A 22,863-nucleotide genomic window follows, 5' to 3' on the forward strand; every position below is an offset into this window, starting at 1 on the left:
CGAAACAATCACCGCCGCCAACCGAATCGCCCACCTGAACATACGCCGACACGACCGCCTCGCAGGCGTACTCCACGAGTACTGACAAGCCGCCTGACCTCGACGGACGGGGTTCTCGGCAGGCGCAACGTCGATGGGTTGCCGGTCCTCACGGCGAGCTGGTAACCGGTACGTATTCGAGCCCTGCGGTATGCCCCCGTCGACGATCTCTGCTATCCGCAGAACTGCTTCAGCCTTTCCCACGACCCGACTGCGTCCGCGACGTCCTGCTCGCCCGCGAGCAGGTATTTCCATGTGACTCCTCGGACCTGTGGGGAGGAGTTTGCGGTGTTGGCCCACTTCCTGGCTGCGCGCCGCTTCGCCTGCACTTCCGCAGTGGGCATGTCTTTGTCGCTCTTGGTCTCTACGAGCCAGCCGAAGCGTTCCGCACCGAGCTCTTCGATGACAACGAAGTCCGGGTTGTAGTTCCGACCGTCCGTGGTCCACTGGATCGGCACGTCGTTGACATGAAGTCGTGCCCAGATCACCACGGAACCGCTGCTGTCGATCAAGCTGGCCGCTTGGAACTCGGGGGAGCTGTCGAACCAGGCGTGACTGTAGAGATTCTTCTGCCACCCGTTGAACGCAACGGTCTTGTCGAACGTCCCGTCTGCGTGACCCGCTTCCTGCTTCCGTTGCGCCTTGCGGATCTTGTCGATCTTGAGCCATTCCACGTCATCGGTGTACGTGATCTGGGTGGGGTTGAAGTCCCGCAGCGTCTTACTGATCTGGGCGACCAGCCGCTGCCCACACACTTCCCCGAAAGCTGACAGGCACCCCTGGGCTTCGTCGCCCATGGCCTTGATCACGCAGTCGACAATCCTCTCTGCGGCCCCACGCTCGTTCGCACGGCTCGGTACATCCTTGGCCGACATGGCACGCCGAACAAGCGCCTTCCGAGACTCAGCAAGCGGAGTGTCCACCGGCAGAGCGGCCCTTATCGAGTCCTGGGCGGTCTCGGGGCGGACCTTGACCGTCTGCCAGTTGTGGCACGCGGACAACTTGGTGCGGCGCAGTTCATCGGAATGCTCGCTGGCCAGAGCCCGTCCCAGACGCTGAAACGGGCCGTAGTCCTCGGGATCGATGTCATTCAGACTGACCGTTGTCGGCTGGGCCACGGAGATAAGCCGAGGGACCACGAGCGACTCTCGCTCCGGCAAAGGAGGGTATGCGACGATCCCTGTGGACGCCCCGTGCTTCGCCGCCTGGCATGTGCGCGTCTCCTGTTCCACCATCCCGACGCTTGAGCGGACAACCGCTCCGGCACGGGCTGACTCAGCCGCGACCGACACCGTTCCCCGGGACAGCGAGTAAGATCCGCTTGCTTCACGATCCCCGGTGACGACCGGTCCGGGCGGCCGAAGAACCGGGAAAACCGGGCTCGGCGCGGTGATGGTCTCCTGGCGGACCTCCACACTGCCATCCGCCAATTTCCGCAACTGGGCGTAGGTGCCGAAGTCGATGAACGCCTCATTGAGCACGCTGCGCTTCTTGAGCAGGTCACCGTACTTCTCGTGGGCCAGGACTTCGAGGGTGTCGAGGAACTCGACGTTGGTGTAGCGCCCGAAGGGCAGTCGCATGCCTCGACCCAGGGTCTGTTCGGTGAGCACTGCGGATACCGAGGCACGCATGGAAGCGATGACGTAGACGTTCTTGACGTCCCAGCCTTCTTTGAGCATTCCTATGCTGATGATGATTCGCACCGGCGAGTCGGGATCTTCCACCGCCTGCAGGTCAGCAAGAGCTTCCTCCTTCGCGTCGCCGGTCAGCTTCGAGTGCACGAGCAACGTCTTGCCGGCCCAAGAGCCCAAGTCGAAGGTCGTGGAGTCGAGAACATTCTGGTACTCCTGGGCTTCCTCGATGGACCCGGCAATGACCAGCATGACCGGGTTCACGCGCGGTAGCGCATGCTCGACGCAGTACGCGTCGGCCGCTGCGGCCTTATATCGCAGCAGATTGACCCCGTCGAGGAGCTTCGTCTCGGTGTCGATGCGATCGTCACGACGCGCGACCATAACCGGGGTCTTGACCAGTTGATCCGCGATAGCGGCAGCCAGCGGGTACCGGAACGCCACCAGGCCCTCGTCAGCGTTTACGGGTGTGGCTGTCAAGCCGACCACAAGCTCCGGCTTGAGTTCCCTGATGGTTCGCGAGAACGCGGGCCCGCGGTAACAGTGGTGCTCGTCAGCGAGGACCACCAGGTCGTCGAGCCGGGCGAGGCGCTCGTAGAACGAGGCACCAAGATTCTCGGTGGGCACATGAGTGGCCCGCCCCTCACCCGTGGCCGACGTCAGCGCCTGAACGGTGAAGACGTACAGCTTCGTGACACGCACGTCGTCCATCGCAGCCCGTGCTGCCTGCAGGTCGAAGTTCTCTGCGGTGATGACGTACGGATCCGAGCGCATCAGAGGCCGCAATGACTTCAGGTTGCCCGGCGTGAAGTTCAGAGCTGACTTGTCACGGATGGTGCGACCGGGCGCCAGGAGCAGGAAGTTTCGGGCCGGATTCTCCGCATCAGCCAGGTACTCCAAGAGTCCGGCCATCACGTAGGTCTTCCCGACACCGGTCGCTGAGTCAACGATGCACTCGAAGGGCTGTGTCCGCTCCTGAACGTCGTAATGGTCGGAGGCACGAAGGATCACCGACTCTACGGCCTTGCGATTGGGCTCACGCAGATCGAGACGGTGCGCCACCTCGTTGAGGAGATCGGCCTGAAACTGGAGCTCCCCCATCAGACACTCTCCCTTTCGGTCCCCACGGCGCTCCCAGGGGCACTCGCTTCCCCAACAGTGCGAGGTGACGGCATGGCACGGCCGGCGCCGAACGGCCGCTTCCGGGCGGACTCGCGGCGATACCTGTCGAGGACCTGCCCGGGAATCAATTGAAGCTGCGATCCTGGCCGTTGGACCTTCAACGCCTCGCCCGCACCGTCCCAAACCTGGGTTGCCCAGATCTCCACCACCTCGCCCACAGGTAACTGGTCGAGGACGAATGCAATGGTTTCCTGCCCGACCATTCCGTCGATCACAAGATAGCGAGTGCGGCCGTGCCGTCCGGCGAAGATGCCGTCCGGCTGGTAGCGGACGGACAGTTGAGCACACATGGCCTCCGCGAGCGCCCCCTGGGTCGCCCAGTCCGCAAGTAGCACAAGCCCGTCCGCCTCCACGAACATGGACTCGCCGACACGAAGGTGCGTGAAGCCGCCACCGCCATGCCAATTCACGGTCGTGACGTTCCTCGTCCGCGTAGCGGCCTTCAACGCCTTGATCGTGACCTCATCGAGCCCGAGCCCACCCGTTTTGGTCACCTTGTTGAGAAGCCGGTTGAACTCCTGTGCGGCTTCAGGAGACATCCCCTCAGGCAGCGTCTCCTCATCGCCGTCGCCCGCGACCGCCGCTATGCGATCGGTACTGCAGGTGACGCCGCCGGGGTCCTCGCCGTTAATCACCTTCGTCAAGCGAGGGAGGAGGAATCGATTCACGGTGGAGGAGAGCAGTTCGCTGGTCACCCACCGGCGTCCCATCTTGTGGGCGACTGCCGCCGTGGTACCGGATCCACCGAAGCAGTCCAGCACGATGTCTCCCGGCAGGGACCCGATGTGAACAATGCGGGCGATCAGGTGCTCCGGCTTTGGAGTGGCGAAGGGGTGCTCGTCAGGGAAGAGCGCCCTGATCTCGACCTTGCCGCGCAGATTTCCACCGACTTCACTGCCCAGCCACAAGGTCTCCGGGACGCGACCGTCATCCTCCAGGTGCTTCTTGCGCCGGAGCCACTCACGAAGGCCGAGCATGACGAGGTCCGGCCAGTGACCAACTTCGTACCGCGCCTTGGCTTTCGCGGCGGCCTCATCGAGCGGCACCGACAGCATGATCGCGGGAACTTCAGATCTCACCCGGCCTGTTGTAACCCCGCAGATGCGGGCCCGCTCCGTATCGTCATGGATATCTCGCAGCTCATACGGCGCATACTCTGACATCTGTTCTAGCATCCATGACTGCGCCTTCCCCCAGCATCGCCCCGATGGCGGGTACATCAGCTTCCCTGTGACCGGATGCTCGATCGCGTAGACCATCGACTGGTGCGTCGCGGCACCGCCCGCCGTTGCATCACTATCGCCCCAGGGGATCGGATCCTTATCCCGCGACTTGAAGCGGGAAGTGTTCGAAGCTGCGAGCCTCGGCATCCGGTTGGGCAACCACGACTCGCTCTTGCGGTACACGAGGATCGTGTCCTGCGACGTAGAGAGCAGCTTGGTGTCATTCCGCGGAGAGTCCGCCTTCTGCCAGGCGACTTCCGCAACGAAGTTCCCCTCCCCCAGTTCCTCGTCGAGAACCACCCGACACCGGTGCGACTCCGTGTGATCGAGGTGGACCCACACGGATCCGTCCTCGGCCAGCAAGGGCCGGATCTGGCGGATGCGGTCCCGAAGGAGGGCGAGCCAGATCGAGTGCGTGATGTTGTCCTCGAACTGCGAGAACGCTTGGCCGGTATTGAACGGCGGATCGATGTAGACCAACTTCACCTTGCCGAGATACCGGTCGGCGTAGGCCGGGATCTTCGCCAGGGCGTCAAGGACGTGCATGGCGTCGCCGGTGACGAGGAGATTGTCCTCGGTCGGCTTCGGCAGCTCCATCGGCCGCTCCTCCGGCGCGAGGGCCGAGACCCGGTGGACCTCGTGGAGCAGCCGGACCTCGGAGACGCGGCGGTCCCACGGGGCGACGAAACTGTAGTCGTACTTACCGTCCCCCGTGGACAGCAAGGCCTTGTCCTTGTCGGCCCACGTCAGTTCCAGGCGACCTTGATGACGTGGCGTCAGTTCAGTTGCCATGAGCCGCCCTTCGGGGATCGATGACGTGACCCGATTTTGAGGCAGAAATCGCGCCATGGATACAGCAACCGTCACGAATCCTCGGCACCCTTCGCCACACTGACCGGATCGCCCTCTCCAGCTGGCTGGATGTCAACTCCCCTGTCCGATAAGACTGTTGACCCGACGAGACCGACTCGACAAACGGAGTCGGCCCGTCAGCTCCCGCGCCTTCAAGACGAGCTCAAGAGCAGGTCTGACAGACAGCCGGGACAGCAGTTACGGAGGGGCGAAGACCTGCCGAAAATGTCGTCCACGCAGCTCGGGAGCCTGGTCGGGCGTGGTGCGGCAGGAAGAACACTCCCCAGGCCGACGCCATCCTGGCCTGCGACTTCATCGAGCCAGGCGACCTGACACGACTGGGCGGTTATGGCCCTAACTCACCCTGGCCGCTGGTCGTGACCAACACCGATCCAGGCACCCTGCCGGAGAAGGCCACCTGGCATTTGGCTACCAACCCGCCCCACCCCAACGCAGCTTGCGCCGCCACTAGCCCGCACCCGCCGGCCGACCTCGCCCGCCTCTACGGCCTCCGACCATGGACCGAGCAGAGCTACGAGCAAGTCAGGGGTGATCGGCTGCCGCCGCGCCAAGCCCGCGTCCCGGTGAGGGGTCAGAGAGGAGGCCAGCTCCGTCTCACCAGCATAAACAGCCCTGCTGTGTACCAGGCCCTACGGGCGACCCCCGGACTCATCCCCAACCGATGGTGGCGGGCCTGGACTGACAAGGGACCGCCCTCTGAGCTCGAGATCCTGATCGAGCGGTCGCCAATGGACACGGCATTGGCCTCCGCCGCCGGATTTGACGAAATACCTGTAGTCACCGAGCGCTCCGACGCACGACCCCAGCCATGCCGGGCGACACCACACGCACTCGGAGCATCTCCGTATGGCGCCCTACAGACGCGCCAGCGGCCACTTGCACGCGACAAGGGGACCCATGAGAGCAATCACCCCCAGCCCGACACCCCCTCCGAGCTGCACCGCATCTCGCTACCGCGTTCAACCTCTGGATGACGTGTGCACCGAGACAGGGAGCCCCCGCAGACATGGGGTCGGTGAAAGCCGTCAAGGGGTCGAGTGGGAGCGCGACCCCCTGACGAGTATTCGGACAAGGGGGCGAACAGCGCGACCCCTTGTCTCGAACGTCAGACCGGGCAGCGGAGACGCTCCCTGGGAGCGACCGGATCGGGTGACCAGCCGTCGACCCCCGGTTGACGTCACTCCCAGACTCCCGCTCCCAGGGAGCACTGGGAGCCGCTCCCCGCTCCCAGAATTGCTCCCAAACACGAAGTAGGGGCCATCCGAAGATGGCCCCTACCTGCGACGTTTCCGTCGGGACGACAGGATTTGAACCTGCGACCCCTTGACCCCCAGTCAAGTGCGCTACCAAGCTGCGCCACGTCCCGATGCCCGTGTGACCTGGGGTTTTCCCCTGGCTGAACGTGCACCGAAACAATACCGCACTCCGAGCCGTGATCGCTCACGCCTTTCGTGCCCTGTTGACCTCAAGAGAACTTGAGGTTGCACGCTCTGTGTCATGACGACGACAACGGAACGCGGCAACGCGTACGGGTACGCAGACCTGTCCCGCCTCATGGGGCTCATGACGGGCGACGAGAAGCACGGGCCCGCCGCGACATCCACTCTCGACGCGCTCTGGGTTCTCTACGACCGGGTGCTCAGGGTCACACCCGAGCGCGTGGACGATCCGGGGCGCGACCGGTTCCTGCTCTCCAAGGGGCACGGGCCCATGGCGTACTACGCCGTCCTCGCTGCCAAGGGCTTCCTTCCCGTCGACTGGCTTGAGGGGTTCGGGGCGTACGACTCCCCGCTGGGGCACCACCCGGACCGGCTGCTCGTGCCGGGGGTCGAGATCGGGAGCGGGTCCCTCGGGCATGGGCTGCCGCTCGCGGTCGGGACGGCGCTGGGGCTCGGCGCGCGAAAGATCGCCGACGCCCGGGTGTGGGTGCTCGTCGGGGACGCTGAGCTGGACGAGGGAAGCAATCACGAGGCCATCGCCTTCGCCGGGCCCTCCGGGCTCGAGCGGCTGCACACCGTCGTGATCGACAACACCTCCGCCCGGCACGCCAGGCCCGGTGGTATCGCCGCGCGCTTCGAGGCCGCGGGGTGGTCCGCCGAGACCGTCGACGGGCGTGATCACGACGCCTTGTACGCGGCGTTCACCGCCCCGCATCCGGGGCGGCCTCGGGTGGTCGTGGCTCGGGTCGAGCCGAAGGGGGCCGTGGGCGGACCCAAGTTGACCTGAGCGTCCGCCGCGGGCGCAGGCGCGGGCGGCGTCCGTGCGGGGGTCCGCGGTGATGCGGCGGGCCTTCGGCCGTCTTCTGCTCCATCTCTTTGCTCTTTAGTTCTTTCGGAGGTTTTCTGTCATGGACACCATGCGTGATCGCTTCGGCCCCGTCGTCTCGCGGCTGCTCGACGAGGATCCGCGCGTCGCCGTCGTCCTTGCCGAGATCGGCGCGGACGCGTTCACGGAGGCGCAGCGCAAGCACCCCGACCGGGTGATCAATGTCGGTATCCGCGAGCAGCTGCTCGTGGGGACCGGTGCCGGACTCGCCCTTGCCGGGCTGCGGCCCGTCGTGCACACCTTCGCGAGCTTTCTCGTGGAGCGGCCGTTCGAGCAGGTGAAGCTGGATTTCGGGCATCAGGGCGTGGGCGGGGTGCTGGTCAGCGCCGCCGCTTCCTTCGACTGGCCCGCCGGTGGCTTCACGCACATGTCGCCGGGCGACGTCGCGCTCCTCGACACCCTGGAGGGCTGGACCGTGCATGTGCCAGGGCACCCGGACGAGGCCGAGACCCTGCTGCGGCACGCGGTCGCCGCGGGCGACGACAAGGTCTACGTCCGGCTCTCCGTGCAGTCGAACACCCGGGGACTGCCGGTCGACGGGGCCCGCTTTCGCACCGTGCGCGAAGGCCGCGGCGGCGTCGTGATCGCCGTCGGGCCGATGCTGGACAACGTGCTCGCCGCGAGTGAAGGCCTCGATCTGACCGTCCTGTACGCGACTACAGTGCGGCCCTTCGACCGGGAGGCACTGCGCCGCGCGACCGGGGCGGGGACGGTGGCCGATGTCGTGGTGGTCGAGCCCTATCTGGCCGGTACCTCGACCGCCGCCGCCAACGACGCGCTCGCCGATGTCCCGCACCGGGTGCTCGGCCTTGGGGTCGGCCGTGCTGAGCTGCGCCGCTATGGGCAGATCGACGAGCACATGGCCGCGCACGGGCTCGACGTCGGCTCGCTGCGGGAGCGGATCACCGGTTTTCTGGGCGCGCGGCACGGGCTCTCGCATCTCCCCGTATAGCCCCGTCGGGTCGCCCCGTCGCGGGGTGGCCCGCCGGTCGGTGTCCGGTCAACGATTCGCCCGCTGACCCTGGCCCTGATCCTGGCCCTGGTCCTGGCCCTGGTCCTCCGCCCGAGACGGGCACCCTCCCGTCCACGCGCACCAATCCACGTATCGCGGGCACGGAGAGCAGGGCCAGGCAGACGACGACCGTCGTCACGGCGCCCGTGATGAGGACCTGCTCCGCGCCGAAGGCGCTCGCGGCGGGGCCCGCGAGCGCCTGGCCGACCGGCAGCAGGGCGATCGATCCCGCGACGTCGTACGCGTGGATGCGGTTGAGGACGTCGGGCGGCACCTGGGTCTGGACGCTCGTCGCCCACATGACGCCCCAGAAGGAGAGCCCGGCGCCCGCGACCGCGGCACCGGTCGCCATGAGTGGGACGCCGGCCTGCGCGCCGACGGCCGCCGGGAACGCGCAGTAGCCGATCAGGGCCATGGAACCGGCGCGGAGCATACGGCGGGGGCGCAGGCGCAGGGCGACCAGTCCGCCGAGCACGGTGCCGGCGCCCAGGGCGGAGTTCACCAGGCCGTACGCGCCCGAGCCGTGCTCCTGGACGACCAGCGTGGCGACGAGCGGAGTCAGGGGGCCCGTGGTCGTGATCATCAGGACACTGAAGATGGCTATGACGCCCCAGAGCCAGGTGCGCGACCTGAACTCCCGCCATCCCTGCACCAGATCGGCCCGGAAGCCGTCGCTGTGCGGGAGCGAGCCGGGGCGTGCGGGCGGCAGCCGGAGCAGCACCAGACACAGAGCGCTCAGTCCGTACGTTCCCGCGTGCGCGGCGAAGACGGCGCCGGGTGAGGCGAAGGCCACCAGGACGCCCGCGACGGCCGGTCCTGCCAGAGCCGCGGTCGACTCGGCGACCCGTATCGCGCCGTTGGCCTTCTGGACGTCGGTGGCCAGACGCGGGACCGTGCTGGCGACGCCGGGCTGGAAAAGGGCGCCCGCCGCGCCGTTGACCGCGCCGATCACGCAGATCTGCCAGAGGACGACGTGGCCGGAGAAGAAGAGGACCGCCGCGACCGACTGCGTGCCGAGCCGGACCACGTCCGCGCCGATCATCAGCAGGCGGGTGCTGAAGCGGTCGGCGAAAACCCCTCCGAAGATCACCAAGCCCGCGAAGCAGACCGTCGTGGCGGCCATCGCCAGCCCGACGGCTCCCGCACCGTGCCCGTGCTGGAGCAGCCCCGCGGCAAGCGCGACGGGCAGCATGGTGTCGCCGAGCTTGGCCACGGTGCGCGCGCCGAAGAAGAACCCGAAGTCCCGCGACCAGATGCTCTCGTGCTCAGCGATCACCGGCGTGGTGGCCCTGCGACCTGGGGTGCGCTCCCGGGTGCGCTCCCGGGTGCGACGCGGAGTGTGACCAGGTGGGCGATCGGGCGCGCGAACGGGTGGCTCGCCCTTACTCGCTGCGTTGCCCTTACTCGCGTCGTTGTCTTTACCCGCGTCATTGCCCTCGCCTGCGTCCCTGCGCTTGCTCATATCCGCGTGCTCGTCCCCGCCCCGCCGCTCCACCGGGATCCGCGCACGCCCGCCCTCGTCCACCCCGCCCCCTGACGGCACCCCTGTCTCCTCCCCCTGGCGGCAGCGGCGGGCCCGCCGTCCCGCGGCCCCTCGCCCTCCACCCCTGCCCGGATCATGTGCCTGGATCATGCCATGGCGCACTGACAGCGGCCGATCGCCTCAGCTCGCCGGGGGCAGACCCAACTCGGGGTAGGCGTCAAGGAGTCGGGTGGGGGCGGCCTGGCGCCAGGAGTCGGCGAGGACGTCCTTCAGCTCGGCCGCGTCCAGGGCCGAGAGCCGTGCGCGCACCCAGGCGAACATCGCCTCGTGGTCGGCGATCCAGAACTTGTCCGGCTCCGCGAGGACCAACTCGTCGCGCTCCTCCTTCGGGCACCGCACGGCGATGGACGTCTCGTCCTCGGGAAGCGTGGCGAACATCTTTCCGGCCACCCGGAAGGTGGGCATGCTCCAGGCGATCTTCTCCGTCGTGTCCGGCAGAGACAGTGCGATACGGCGTACATCGTCACCCGTGACCTGGGCCTTGGCATGAGCTCGAGACATGCCGTGAACCGTAGCCAACGCCACTGACAGTGGCGCCCCGGATGACGACGGCACCCTGGATGCAGCGGCGTCCCGGATGACGATGGCACCCCGGATGCAGCGGCGCCCCGGAGACAGCGGCCCCCCTCCCCCGGCCCCCCCCCTTCACAGCACCCGCTTGTCCAGCCAGTCCCTCAGGTCCTCCTGGACCTCGTCCCTGTTGGTCTCGTTGAGGATCTCGTGACGTGCCCCCTCGTACCCCCGCCAGGTGAGGTCGTCCAGGCCCACGTACCGGAAGTCCTCCAGGAGTTCATGGACCAGCGTCATGCCCTGGTTGCAGGGGTCCTCGGTACCGACGGCGATGTGGACGGGCAGGTCCACCGGGACCCGGGCCAGGTTCCGCGGGTCGTTCATCTTGCGTACGGCACGCACCCAGTCCAGGCAGAGCCCGGCGGAGAACGGGAATCCGCAGCGCTCGTCGGCGACGTACGCGTCGACCTCGGCCTCGTCGCGGGAGAGCCACTCGAAACCGGTGCGGTGCGGGTACCGGTCGTTGAAGGCGGCGAAGAGTTCGGGGAGGTAGGAGGAGAGCGACTCGCGGTCGTCCTCGGCGATCTCACGCTCCAGGCGGACGATCGACTCCTCGATGCCGACCCCGGGCAGGGAGCGGAACGTCCCGGAGAGGATCAGGCCCGCGAGGCCGTCCGGGAACTCCTGGGCATAGTCCCTGGCCAGGTGCGAGCCCATGCTGTGGCCGAGCAGGAAGAGCGGCGTTCCGGGATTCAGGGTGCGCACCTGGTCGCCGATCGCCTTGAGGTCGTCGACGATGGCGCGCCAGCTGTCGAAGGAGGGCCCCGCGGCAGACGCGTCGGCCGACGAACCCGTCACCCCGTACCCACCCGTCGCCTGTGCCGTCGCGCCGTGGCCCCGGTGGTCGGAGGCGATCACCCCATAGCCGTGCGCCATCAGGTGGCGCGCGAACCGGTCGTAGCGCAGTCCGTGTTCACCGGCGCCGTGCGCGATCTGCACGAAGGCGCGCGGTCGACCGCCTTCGGGCAGCCAGGTGTACGTGGCGACGGGGACGCCGTCCGCCGCGTTCACCAGTCCGGCGGTGTACGCGGCGGGGGCGGGTGTCGAGGCGTGGTCAGACATGGCGGGAGACTCCCCTGTGCGGCTCGGTACGGCTTCCGTACCGCCGTGCAGCACTGCTGTGCAGCTCTGCGGCTTCGGTACGGCACTTCCGTGCGGCTGGGCGGTTTCGTTTCGGTACGGCTTCCGCACGGCGCCTGTCCGGCTTCCGTACGGCTCTGATTCCTGGTCCTGGAACCCTCCCCCGCACACGCGACCTCATACCAGCACCACTACCGGTACCTCTCGGTGACTCCCTTCTCACGCCAGGCCCTTCCGACCCATTGACCCTCCGTCAGAGCGGAACCTACGCTGAGCAACGCGCAGGGAGAAAGCGCTTTCTAGTCTCCGCACACCGAGACCCAGAGGTCAAGCACCCGCGCAGCTCGCACCGCGCAGCTCTCACCGCGCAACCCGCACAGCGCAACTCGCACTCACCGCACACCCGGCTACCGGCAGCCGTCCACCCGCCCAGCCCAGGGAGCGCCATGAGTACCACGAGTCCCACCGCGCCCAGACGCGGACCCGTCCGGCCGAGACCCGGCCCCACCACGCCGAGCCCCTGGCTCGCGTTCATCGCCCTGCTGGCTCTCGTGATCGGCCTCGGCCTCACCGCTCCGCCCCGCGCCGCGGCACAAGCGGATCCGCAGCCGAAAGCCGCAGCAGCGGCCGCCCCGTTCCGCGTTCTGATCTTCTCCAAGACCACGAACTCCCACCACGAATCGATCCCGGCGGGCATCGAGGCCATCAAGAAGCTCGGCAGCGAGAACGGCTTCGAGGTGGAGGACACGGACGACGCGGCCGCCTTCACCGACGCCAATCTCGCCCGCTTCCAGGCCATCGTCTTCAACAACACCAACTCCACCCCGCAGACGGGCGATCTGCTCGACGCCGAGCAGCGCGCGGCCTTCCAGAAGTACGTCCGAGCGGGCGGCGGCTGGGTCGGCCTGCACTCGGCATCGGCCAGCGAGCGGGACTGGACCTGGTACGAGGGTCTGGTCGGCGCGATCTTCGACAAGCACCCCGAGGTGCAGACCGGGCGGATCAAGGTACTCGACCACGCGCACCCCTCCACCAAGGGGCTTCCGGAGCTCTGGGAGCGCACGGAGGAGTGGTACAACTGGCGCACCAATCCGACGGGGAAGGTGCACACGCTCGCGCAGGTCAAGGTGCGTGACGGCGTCACCGGTCTCGACGAGGGCGTCGACCAGCCGTGGTCCTGGTGCCAGAACTATGACGGCGGCCGCTCCTGGTACACGGCGGGCGGGCACGACAAGTCGGCCTTCCAGGAAGCGGGCTTCCTCAAGCACATTCTCGGCGGCATCGAGTGGGCCGCAGGCAACAAGCCCGGCGACTGCACCGCCACCAGGACCGGCGCCTTCCAGCGCACGCCGCTCGCCACCAACGACCTGGCCGACCCCTTCGAGCTGGCCGTCGCCCCCGACCGCCGGGTGTTCTTCATCCAGCGCACCGGCAAGCTGAAGATCATCGACCAGGAGACGCTGAAGGTCTCCACGGCGCTCGACTTCGACTACACGCCCGAGATGACGAGTCAGTCGGACGGGCTGCTCGGCCTCGCGCTCGACCCCAAGTTCCAGGACAACCACTGGATCTATCTCCTGAACTCCGACAAGACCGAGAAACACATCAATCTCTCCCGCTTCACCGAAGCGAACGGAAAGGTCGATCCGGCGACGGAGAAGCGGCTCCTTGCCATTCCCACGTTGCGTGGTGAGGGCCGGGCGAACTCGCACATGGCGGGCTCGATCGCCTTCGACAAGAAGGGCGATCTGTATATCGCGACGGGTGACAACACCGATCCGTTCGCGTCGGACGGATTCAGCCCGATCGACGAGCGCGAAGGCCGCCGCGCCTGGGACGCGCAAGGCACCTCGGGCAATACGAACGACCTGCGCGGCAAGGTCCTGCGCGTCACGCCGAAGGACAACGGTACGTATTCCGTGCCGGAGGGGAACCTCTTCGCGCCGGGGACCGACAAGACCCGGTCCGAGATCTACGCGATGGGCATGCGCAACCCCTTCCGCATCACCACGGACCCGTTGAGCGGCGCCCTGTTGATGGCCGACTACGGGCCCGACGCGAGGGCGGCCGTCGCCGACCGCGGCCCCGAGGGGACCGTCGAGTTCAACCGCATCACCAAGGCGGGCAATTACGGCTGGCCCTACTGCGTCGGCAACAACACCCCCTTCAACGACTACGACTTCGCGACGAAGAAGTCGGGCGCGAAGTTCGACTGCGCGAAGATCGTGAACGATTCCCCGAACAACACGGGTCTGCGCGAGCTGCCGCCGGCGCAGCCGGCGGATGTCTGGTACGCCTACTCCGCCTCCGCGGAGTTCCCCGAACTCGGCACGGGCGGCGGCGCCCCGATGAGCGGCCCCGTCTACGACTACGACGCGGACAACACGTACAAGACGAAGTTCCCCGAGTACTTCGAGGGGAAGTGGTTCAACTACGAGCTGACGCGGCAGTGGTTCAAGGTCTTCTCGATGCAGGAGAAGGACCAGACGTTCAACGATCCGCGCTTCGACCCCGCGAAGGCGGGCGACCTGAATTCGATCAACTCCATTTTCCCGGACATGAAGTGGAACCAGCCTTTCGACGCCGACTTCGGGCCCGACGGCGCGATGTACGTCATCGACTTCGGGCTCGGCAGCGGCACGGGCCGCGGCGGCAGCAACGAGGGCGCGGGCATCTACCGCATCGACTACGTGGCGGACGGGCGGCTGCCGGACGCCCGCGTCACGGCCACTCCGGACAACGGCGGCACCCCGCTCAAGGTCACGTTCTCCAGTGAGGGTTCGGGGCTGCCGGGCGACAAGCCCGTCACGTACGCGTGGGACTTCGACGGCAACGGCACGACCGACTCGACCGAGGCCAATCCGACCTACACCTACACCAAGAAGGGGCAGTTCAGCGCGCGGCTGAAGGTCACAGGGCCGGACGGTCTGAGCGGTCTGGCCGTGCAGGAGGTGACCGTCGGGAACACCCGTCCCGTGGTGACGATCCAACAGCCGCCCAACGGCGGGACGTTCAGTTTCGGGGACACGATCCCGTTCAGGATCAAGGTGACGGACAAGGAGGACGGGAAGATCGACTGCAAGCGGGTCGTCGTCCAGTCCCAGCTCGGGCACGACGCCCATCTGCACCCGCTGGACAACTACACCGGCTGCGCGGGCGAGATCGTGACGGACGCCGGGGACAGCCACGGACCTGGCCAGAATCTCTACTACGGGATCACCGCCCAGTACGAGGACAAGGGCGCGTCCGGGGTGCCCGCCCTGACGGGTTCCGCATCCCTGACGCTGCGGACCTCCTTCCGCGAGGCCGAGCACCGCACCGCCACCGGAGGGGCGCACGGAGGTGTGGACACCGGTGACCGCGCGGACGCGTCCGGCGGCAAGCGGCTCATCGAGATCGAGGACGGCGACTGGGTCTCCTTCGACCCCGTGAACCTCAAGGGCGTCGACTCCGTGACCGTGGGCACGGCTTCGGGCGGTCTCGGCGGTGACATCGAGTTCCGCGCGGGGTCTCCCACGGGCAAGCTGCTCGGCAAGGTGACCGTGCCGAACACGGGCGGCTGGGGCAACTTCATCTCGCCGACCGCCGAACTGGCCGACCACGACGGGACGACGAAGCTGTACGCCGTCTTCACCAACCCCGAGTGGTCGTCCGACAAGGCCGATCTCCTCACCCTCGACTGGCTGCACTTCAACGGCCCCGGCGTCGAGAAGAAGGCCGGCGCGAAGGTGACGGTCAAGGCGGCCCCGGGCAGTGGCACAGCGCCGCTCGCCGTCAAGCTCACGAGCACGGTGAAGCTCCCCACGGGCCGCACCGCGGCCTCGTACCACTGGGACTTCGGCGACAACGCCAAGCCCTCCGGCACGGAGAGCGGCAGCGCCGAGCACACGTACGCGCGCGCGGGCTCGTACACGGCGCATCTGACCGTCACGGACGACAAGGGCGACACGACGACCGGCGCGGTCCGGATCACGGCGAAGTGAGGGGGTGGCCATGAAGAGCAACGGTCCGAGCGGAAAGACAACCGGCCTGAACGGGACCAGACGAGCCTTTCTAGGTGCGTCGATGGGGCTCGCGGCAGCGGTCGGGACCGCACTGCCCGCGCACGCGGGTGAGGCATCACGGTGCCGGCGCATCCCGCGCGGCGGCATCGGCATGCACCTCTACACGATGCGCGACGTCCTCGCCCGGGACTTCGCGGGCACACTGGAGCGGCTCTCCGACATCGGTTACGCCACCGTGGGCGTGAGCGGCCGGCACGGGTACGGCGCGGCCGACATCCGCGGGATGCTCGACGCGGTGGACCTGAAGGCGGTCCTTGAGCACGTCGCGTACGACACGCTCAAGGGCAGCGGTCTGCCCCAGGCCCTGGAGGATCTGCACACCCTCGGCGCGAAGTGGCCGGTGGTGCCGAGCCTGCCAGGGGCGCTGCACACGCCGGAAGGATTCCGCGAAGCCGCACGGCAGTTCAACCGCATCGGTCAGGCCTCGCGCGACGCGGGCCTCGGCCCGGTCCTGTTCCACAACCACGGTACGGACCATGTGGTGGTGGACGGCGGGAGCCTGTACGACATCCTCCTGACCGAGACCGACCCGCATCTGGTCGGCTTCGAACTGGATGTGTACTGGGCGGCGAAGGGCGGCGGGGATCCGGCGTCGTACTTCGTACGGCATCGTCGGCGGTTCCCCGCGCTCCATGTGAAGGACATGGCGCCGGACGGCGGCTTCGCCGATGTCGGCTCGGGGACGCTGGACTTCGCCGCGATGTTCGACCACGCGCGCGTGGGTGGCGTCAAGCAGTGGCTGGTGGAGCACGACACCCCCACCGATCCGTTCGCCACGGCCCGTAACAGCTACCGGTATCTGGCGGCGCTGCGGTACTGATGTGCCGGGTCCGGCCGGGGCGCGCTCGCTCTGACCGCTCGTCTTCCTGGAGACCCGTCTTCTCAAAGACCTGTCTTCTTAAAGAAGAGTGTCGTCGGGTGGAGCACCCCGGCCGGATCGGCCGCGTAGTCGGGGATGACCCCGGCCGCCGTCCAACCCCCGTTCCGGTAGAGGGTCTCGGCGGGGCTTCCTGTCTCCGTGTCCAGGATCAAGAGGGTCACGCCCGCGTCGGCCGCCGCCTGCTCCGCCGTGGCCAGGAGGGTGCGGGCGAGGCCCTGACCGCGCGCGGACGTGTGGACCATCAGCTTGAGGATCTCGGCGCGGTGCCTGCCGTTGGGCTTGTCCACGAAGCCGACGCTGACCGTCCCGGTGACCCGCCCCGCGTCGCTCGCGGCCCAGACGGCGAGCCGCCCGTCCGCCACCGCCGGTGCCAGGCCCCGCCACCAGTCGGCGGCGGCGGCCCGGTCGAGGGGCGCGAGGAAGCCGAGGGAGGAGCCGCCGTCCACGACGTCGGCGAGCAGAGCCCCCAATCCGTCCGCGTACTGGTCCAGTTCATCCGAGGTGAGGCGCGTGAGCGTCGCAGTCGCCTGTTCCGCCCTCATCGCGCGACCACCACAAGGACGTACCGCGCGGCCCGCTCCCCCGGGCACCGGAACCGTGTCGCCCCCCAGAGCCGGAAGCGCAGGCAGTCTCCGACGTCCAGGGTGTGCGTCTCACCCCGCACGGTGATCTCCAGCGTTCCGTCGAGCACCCAGATGTGCTGTTCGAGGCCGGGTACGGGAGGCCGGTCGTACGCGACGTCCGCGCCCGGTTCCAGGCGGCCCTCGACGAGTTCGCCGCGCAGCCCCGCGTGCGGCGGCGACACCGACCTCCGTACGAAGCCGGATGCGCCGTCCGTCCACACGCTCTGCCCGGCCGCGCGCACCAGTTGCGCGGGTTCGGCCTCCACCTCGCTCAGGAGCTGCGACATCGTGCGCCCGTAGACGGCGCAGAGCCGGTTCAGGAGCGACGCGGTGGGGCTGATCTCCGCGCGTTCGGCGCGCGACAGGGTGGAGCGGCTCACGCCGCTGCGGTCCGCCAGGTCGCCCAGCGACAAGCCGCGTTCAGCCCGCAGCTCGGCGAGGCGGGCGGCGAGCCGCTCATCGACATCATCACGTTTCATATTCGGCACGCCATCCCGAATATGAAACGCGCGGCAAACATCAGCAGCTTCCGGCGATCTTTCGGAAGCTACGGCTCTCAGGCCTCACTCGTGCGCCGACACCGCCCCCAGAAGCTCGCGGATACGTCCGGTGGCCTCGCCGAACTCGGCTGTCGCCAGCGTCGTCGCGTACGAACGCTCGGCGGGGAGCCCGACGTCGATGATCTCCTCCACCGTGCCGGGGCGCGGGCTCATCACGACGACGCGGTCCGCGAGATAGACGGCCTCAGGGATCGAGTGGGTCACCAGGAGGACCGTGGTTCCGGTCTCGCGCCAGATGCGGTTCAGCTCGACGTTCATCTGCTCGCGCGTGAGGGCGTCCAGCGCCCCGAAGGGTTCGTCCATGAGCAGCACCGGTGGCTCGTGGAGGAGCGCGCGGCAGAGCGCGACGCGCTGCTGCATGCCGCCGGACAGTTCGTGCGGATAGGCGTCCTCGAAGCCTTCGAGTCCGGTCATGCGGATCAACTCGTCGCTGCGCGCGCGTGCTTCGGCGCCGGGTATCCTGCGCATCTCCGCCTGGAGCAGGATGTTGCGGCGTGCCGTGCGCCAGTCCAGGAGCGCGGCACGCTGGAATACGTAGCCGATGTCGCGGCGCGGCCCGCGCACCGGCTCGCCGCCGAGGAGCACGTCGCCCGACGAGGGCGCGAGCAGCCCGGCGACCAGCTTCAGGAGGGTGGACTTGCCGCACCCCGAAGGCCCGACGATCGCCACGAACTCGCCCGCGCCGACGTCAAGCGAAACGTCCCGCAACGCCGTGACGTCCTTCTTCTTCGTACGGAAGCGGACGGCGACGTCGTCCAGGCGCACCGCGGACGGCCTCGCCTTCCCCGCCCTCGTACGCGGATCGCCTGTCGTCCGTGGGCCGTCACTCATCTTGAGAGTCGCGTCCTTCGTCATTCCCCTGCCGCCCCTCAGCCCTTGATCCCCTTGGCCGCGTCCCAGTACTCCGCGACGGGCTTGGCCTCCTTGACCATGCCCGCCTTCGAGAAGACGTCGATGGTCTGCTGCCAGTCCGCCTCCGTGTTGACGCCCGGCGCCCTCCCCTTCGTGGCGTCGGTGTGCAGGAGCGTCAGCGTCGTCCTGAACTGCTCGGACAGCACGTCCTTGGGCGGCAGTTGCTCGGACGCGCCCTCCATCGCGGCGACCGCGGGCTGCGGGCTCTTCTCGGCGGCTGCCCAGGACTCGCTCACGGCGGCGGTCATGCGCTTGGCCAGATCGCCGTCGCCCTGAAGGGTCTTGGGTCCGGCGATGAGGCCGTTGGAGTAGAAGTTGAGACCGTTCTCGGAGAAGCGCAGATACGAGACGTCCTTCTTGGCCTTGTTCTGCATGGTGGGTCCCTGGTCGCTCGCGTACCCGAGCAGCGCGTCCGTCTTGCCGGAGATCACCGCGGCGATCTTGCCCGCCGGGTCGGTGTTCTGGACCTTGACGTCGGAGATCTCCATGCCGTTCTTCTCCAGGAAGATCGGGAAGGTCTTGGTGAGCGCGTCGCCCGCCGTACCCGCGATCATCTTGCCCTTGAGGTCGGCGGGCGCCTCGATGCCCTGCGCGTCGAAGAACTGCACGGAGGCGGGCGTCGTCTGCAGGAAGACCCCGAGGCTCTTCACCTTGACGCCCTGGTCGACGCCCGCGAGCACCGCCGGGGTGTCCGCCCAGCCGAAGTCGGTCTGCCCTGCGGCGGTGGCCTGCACTGTCTTCTGCGAGCCCTGGCCCGCCCTGATGTCCAGGTCGATGCCGTGCTTCTCGAAGATCTTCTGCTTCTTGCCGTAGTAGAACGGCGCGTGTTCGCCGTACGGATACCAGTTGAGCGTCAGCGTCACCTTGTCGAGCTTCTTGCCGGAGTCGCTGGTGCTCGTCCTGTCGTCATCGCCGCCGCAGGCCGTCGCGGTCACCGCGACGAGGGCCAGGGGGACGAGGCCGGTGAGCAGTCTGCGCGGGTGCATGGAACAGCCCTTCTCGCGTACGTCGAGCATCGGACATGGCGGGGTGGGTGCGCCGGCACCGCGTGGTGGGTGTCAGTAGGGCGTGCTTTGCCGAGTGTTGTCAGTAGGGCGTGCTTTGCCGAGTGTTGTCAGTACGCCGTCGTGGCGGCCACGTCCCTGCGGCTCGCGTGCCACGGCAGAAGCAGCTTCTCGGCGATCTCGACGAGCACGAAGAGGACGACGCCGATCAGCGACATGACGAGCAGCCCCGCGAAGAGCATCGGGGTGTCGAGGTTTCCGTTGGCCTGGAGGATCACATAGCCGAGACCTTCGTTCGCGCCGACGAACTCGCCCACGACGGCGCCGGTGACGGCGAGGGTGACGGCCACCTTCAGGCCGGAGAACAGGTGTGGGAGGGACGCCGGGAAGCGGATCTTGAGGAAGGTCTGCCAGGGGCGCGCGCCCATGGTGGCGGAGAGCTGGAGCATCTCCGGGTCGACGGCCTTGAGCCCGGTCACCATCGAGATGACGACGGGGAAGAAGGCGATCAGAACGGCGATGAGGATCTTCGGAGCGATGCCGAAGCCGAGCCAGACGACGAACAGCGGGGCGATCGCGATCTTGGGCACGACCTGGGCGAAGAGGAGGATCGGGTAGAGCGTCTTCTCGACGGTCGTCGAGTAGACCATGAGGACCGCACAGAGAATGCCGACGCCCACGGCGATGATGAAGCCGAGCAGGGTCTCGTACGTGGTGACCCAGGTGTGCTGCCAAAGGTAGTCGGGCTTGTCGAGGATCACGTCGAGGGTCGCGCCGGGCGAGGGTACGAGGTACGCCTCGACCATCTCGGTGGCGGCGATCAGCCACCAGGCCCCGAAGCAGACGAGCAGCAGGACGAGCGGACGCCAGCTCTTCTCGGCGGCGTCGGCGGTACGTTGCCGCAGAGTCGGGCTGCTGCGGTCGGCAACGCCCGCCGCCTTCACGGGAGTTGCCTGTAGTGCACTCTGGCTCACGGTGAACTCCCCTGGCATGCAGCGAACTTCGGAGGTAGTCGCGGAGCTTCGGTGGTGCGGAAACCGCTTTCAGAAAGCGCTTTCTGATAAGGTGTCCGCCACGCTAATGACTGGCTGACCGCAGGGTCAATAGGTCGGCTCGAAGTTTCGCGGCGCGAGACGAAGGGGGCGCGGTGCGGGCACTGGGGCGCGAGCAGGAACCCGGAGCGGGGCGGTCCCGCGCGAAGAAAGCCGGAGCCGGGCGCGGGTACGGGGAGCAGGCCGCCGGAGCGGGGAGAGCCGGCTCGGGGCAGCCCCGTGAGCAGTTGCCCGCACCAGGGCGCGGCCGTGAGCACGGGCCGCATGTCACTCTGCACGCGGTGGCCCGAACCGCCGGGGTCTCCCCGGCCACCGCGTCACGGGCCCTGAACGGCACGACCCGCGTCCGCGAGGACCTGCGGCGCCGGGTGCTCGAAGCGGCGGAGCAGCTGGGGTACATCCCCAACGCCCATGCGCAGGCGCTCGCCAGCTCCTCGAACAACACCGTCGGCGTCATCTGCCACGACGTCGGCGACCCCTACTTCGCGGCGATCGCGAGCGGGGTGATGGCGGCGGCGGCCGAGCAGGATGTACTGGTCATGCTGGGCAGCACCTTCCGCGCCCCGGCACGGGAGATCGCGTACGTCTCGATGCTGCGGGCACAGCGGGCCCGCGCGATCCTGCTCATCGGGTCGGGCTTCCAGGACCCCGCGTGGGAACGGGCGTTGGAGTCGGAGCTCGCTCCCTACATTCGGGACGGGGGCCGCGTCGCTGTGATCAGCAGGCACCGCGGTCTGCGCGTGGACACGGTGCAGCCCGAGAACCGGGCGGGGGCGGGGGCCCTGGCGCGGGCGCTGCTCGCCCTGGGCCACCGGGAGTTCGCCGTCCTCACGGGCCCCGAACGGCTCACCACGGTCGCGGACCGCCTGGCCGGGTTCCGCGCGGCGCTGGCCGACGCGGGGGTGCCCCTGCCGCCGGAGCGGATCGTGGAGGGCGCCTTCACCCGCGACGGGGGTCATGCGGCGGCGGCCGAACTGCTGCGCCGGGGCCAGCGGCCGACGTGCGTCTTCGCGGTGACGGACGTGATGGCCGTGGGGGCCCTCGGCGCGCTGCGGGAGCGGGGGCTGCGCGTGCCGGACGACGTGTCGCTCGCGGGCTTCGACGACATCCCCCTGGTCGGAGAACTGACTCCGCCGCTGACCACGGTGGCGCTGCCGCTGACGCGGATGGGGCGGGACGTACTCGCCCTGGCGCTCCGCGAGCGGGGTGCGAGGTCACGGGTGGAGCGGGTACGGGGCGAGGTGGTGCTGCGGGCCAGCACGGGGCGCCCGTCGTCCTGAGCCCCCTCGGCAACCAGCAGTCGCCGCCACGGCCCCGCCACCCGGCACCCGCCCGTTCACCCCCACCCGGCCACCCGATGCCCCGGCAGCATGGGCTCCGAGGTGGACGCCTTGCGCAGATGGTCGGCCAGCGCCTCTGCCGCCGGGGACGCGGGGCCGTTCTTGGCGCCCCAGGCAAGCAGATGGTGGCGCCGGGCCCAGGGAGCCTGGAGATCGCATACGTCCAGGGGCCGGCTGGGGTCGATCACGCGGCGCGGGACGATCGCGAGGCCGACGCCCGCCGCCGCCAGGGCGACCAGGACATTGAGATCGGCGACCGTGGTGCGGTAGCGGACCACGGGTGCGTGCGGGCCCACGTGTCGCTCGATCCAGCGACGCAGCGAGGCATCGGCGTCGAGCCCGACGAGCGGGTGTTCGGCGGCCTCGCTGTAGGTCAGCGACGTACGGCCCGCGAGGATCCCTCCGGCCTGGCCGACCACCACGAGGGAGTCGTCGCCGAGGGGCTCCATGGCGAGACCGCAGTCGCGCGCCTCGTCGTCGAGGACGATGCCCAGGTCCGCCTCGCCGTCGACGAGCAACCGCACGATCTGCGGGGTGCGCCTCTCGGAGACCCGGACGTCGACGTCCGGGTGCGCCCGGAGGAACGAGACGAGCGCCTGCGGTACGAGCCTGTGCACCGCGGAACCGCCGCCCAGGAGCGTCAGGGGCGCGGTCGGGGATCTCGTATAGCTCGCGACGGCGCTTTCGAGCCGGACGGTCTGGGCGAGTACCTCGCGCGCGTGCCGGGCCAGTGTGGTCCCCGCCGGGGTGGGGCGTACCCCCCTCCTGCCGCGGATCAGGAGTGCCACACCGGCCTGCTGCTCAAGGGAGCGGACCCTGGCGCTGGCCGAAGGCAGGCTCAGATGCCTCCGGCGGGCGCCTGCGGTGATCGACCCCTCCGTCACGGTGTCGAGGAAGAGCCGCAGATCGTCGAGGTCGTAGCGCACCTCATGAGCCTATGGCACAGCCTA

16 protein-coding genes and 1 tRNA gene are annotated in these 22,863 nt (G+C 68.4%); 5 read left to right on the forward strand and 12 right to left on the reverse strand.

The features are described from left to right. Positions 1–212: 212 nt before the first annotated feature. The 3 genes from ACFVXC_RS01395 to ACFVXC_RS01405 all read right to left on the reverse strand — a co-directional run bounded on the left by ACFVXC_RS01395 (position 213) and on the right by ACFVXC_RS01405 (position 6,314). Complete coding sequence (locus ACFVXC_RS01395; RefSeq protein ID WP_389900378.1) at positions 213–2,771, reverse strand: DEAD/DEAH box helicase family protein; 2,559 nt, start codon at positions 2,769–2,771, stop codon at positions 213–215. Beyond that, complete coding sequence (locus ACFVXC_RS01400) at positions 2,771–4,867, reverse strand: site-specific DNA-methyltransferase (RefSeq protein ID WP_389900379.1); 2,097 nt, start codon at positions 4,865–4,867, stop codon at positions 2,771–2,773. The genes ACFVXC_RS01395 and ACFVXC_RS01400 overlap by 1 nt, the downstream gene beginning before the upstream one ends. Positions 4,868–6,240: 1,373 nt before the next feature. Next, positions 6,241–6,314, reverse strand: a tRNA-Pro gene (locus tag ACFVXC_RS01405). A 131-nt stretch (positions 6,315–6,445) separates the two neighbouring features. Here ACFVXC_RS01405 and ACFVXC_RS01410 point away from each other — a divergent pair. Next, entirely contained in the window at positions 6,446–7,174 is a 729-nt protein-coding gene (locus tag ACFVXC_RS01410; protein ID WP_389900380.1) for a transketolase, read from the forward strand. Positions 7,175–7,295: 121 nt separating this feature from the next. Beyond that, positions 7,296–8,225, forward strand: coding sequence for a transketolase family protein (locus ACFVXC_RS01415; protein WP_389900381.1), 930 nt, complete (start codon positions 7,296–7,298; stop codon positions 8,223–8,225). Here ACFVXC_RS01415 and ACFVXC_RS01420 read toward each other — a convergent pair. The 3 genes from ACFVXC_RS01420 to ACFVXC_RS01430 all read right to left on the reverse strand — a co-directional run bounded on the left by ACFVXC_RS01420 (position 8,176) and on the right by ACFVXC_RS01430 (position 11,460). Continuing rightward, positions 8,176–9,561 (reverse strand): MFS transporter, encoded by a 1,386-nt coding sequence (locus ACFVXC_RS01420; RefSeq protein ID WP_389900382.1) that lies wholly within the window; start codon positions 9,559–9,561, stop codon positions 8,176–8,178. The two genes, ACFVXC_RS01415 and ACFVXC_RS01420, sit on opposite strands and share 50 nt — an antisense overlap. Positions 9,562–9,948: 387 nt before the next feature. Beyond that, positions 9,949–10,329 (reverse strand): MmcQ/YjbR family DNA-binding protein, encoded by a 381-nt coding sequence (locus tag ACFVXC_RS01425; RefSeq protein ID WP_389900383.1) that lies wholly within the window; start codon positions 10,327–10,329, stop codon positions 9,949–9,951. Between the two features lie 144 nt (positions 10,330–10,473). Continuing rightward, complete coding sequence (locus ACFVXC_RS01430) at positions 10,474–11,460, reverse strand: alpha/beta fold hydrolase (RefSeq protein ID WP_389900384.1); 987 nt, start codon at positions 11,458–11,460, stop codon at positions 10,474–10,476. Between the two features lie 464 nt (positions 11,461–11,924). Here ACFVXC_RS01430 and ACFVXC_RS01435 point away from each other — a divergent pair, with 464 nt between their 5' ends. Further along, complete coding sequence (locus tag ACFVXC_RS01435; RefSeq protein ID WP_389900385.1) at positions 11,925–15,461, forward strand: ThuA domain-containing protein; 3,537 nt, start codon at positions 11,925–11,927, stop codon at positions 15,459–15,461. An 82-nt stretch (positions 15,462–15,543) separates the two neighbouring features. Next, on the forward strand, positions 15,544–16,362 hold the full coding sequence (locus ACFVXC_RS01440) for a sugar phosphate isomerase/epimerase family protein (RefSeq protein ID WP_389900386.1): 819 nt from the start codon (positions 15,544–15,546) through the stop codon (positions 16,360–16,362). Positions 16,363–16,424: 62 nt separating this feature from the next. On the opposite strand, the gene ACFVXC_RS01445 is transcribed toward ACFVXC_RS01440, so the two are convergent. From ACFVXC_RS01445 to ACFVXC_RS01465, 5 genes are all read right to left on the reverse strand, one after another. Then, complete coding sequence (locus tag ACFVXC_RS01445) at positions 16,425–16,964, reverse strand: GNAT family N-acetyltransferase (protein WP_389900387.1); 540 nt, start codon at positions 16,962–16,964, stop codon at positions 16,425–16,427. Beyond that, positions 16,961–17,524: a helix-turn-helix domain-containing protein gene (locus ACFVXC_RS01450; RefSeq protein WP_389900388.1), complete on the reverse strand. Its 564-nt coding sequence runs from the start codon at positions 17,522–17,524 to the stop codon at positions 16,961–16,963. Before ACFVXC_RS01450 ends, ACFVXC_RS01445 begins: the two co-directional genes overlap by 4 nt. A gap of 84 nt (positions 17,525–17,608) precedes the next feature. Next, positions 17,609–18,436 carry an ABC transporter ATP-binding protein gene (locus ACFVXC_RS01455; protein WP_389901516.1) on the reverse strand — a complete coding sequence of 276 codons (828 nt, stop codon included), beginning with the start codon at positions 18,434–18,436 and terminating at the stop codon, positions 17,609–17,611. A 38-nt stretch (positions 18,437–18,474) separates the two neighbouring features. After that, positions 18,475–19,503, reverse strand: a complete 1,029-nt coding sequence (locus ACFVXC_RS01460; protein ID WP_389900389.1) for an ABC transporter substrate-binding protein — start codon at positions 19,501–19,503, stop codon at positions 18,475–18,477. A gap of 128 nt (positions 19,504–19,631) precedes the next feature. Next, a complete protein-coding gene (locus ACFVXC_RS01465; protein WP_389900391.1) occupies positions 19,632–20,495 on the reverse strand; it encodes an ABC transporter permease in 864 nt (287 codons plus the stop codon). Between the two features lie 359 nt (positions 20,496–20,854). On the opposite strand from ACFVXC_RS01465, the gene ACFVXC_RS01470 reads away from it, so the two are divergent. Continuing rightward, on the forward strand, positions 20,855–21,853 hold the full coding sequence (locus ACFVXC_RS01470; RefSeq protein WP_389900393.1) for a LacI family DNA-binding transcriptional regulator: 999 nt from the start codon (positions 20,855–20,857) through the stop codon (positions 21,851–21,853). A 56-nt stretch (positions 21,854–21,909) separates the two neighbouring features. Here ACFVXC_RS01470 and ACFVXC_RS01475 read toward each other — a convergent pair whose 3' ends face one another. Further along, positions 21,910–22,839, reverse strand: coding sequence for a LysR family transcriptional regulator (locus tag ACFVXC_RS01475; protein WP_389900395.1), 930 nt, complete (start codon positions 22,837–22,839; stop codon positions 21,910–21,912). Positions 22,840–22,863 lie beyond the last annotated feature (24 nt).

This window comes from Streptomyces sp. NPDC058257 (assembly GCF_042881845.1).
Lineage (GTDB): Bacteria > Actinomycetota > Actinomycetes > Streptomycetales > Streptomycetaceae > Streptomyces.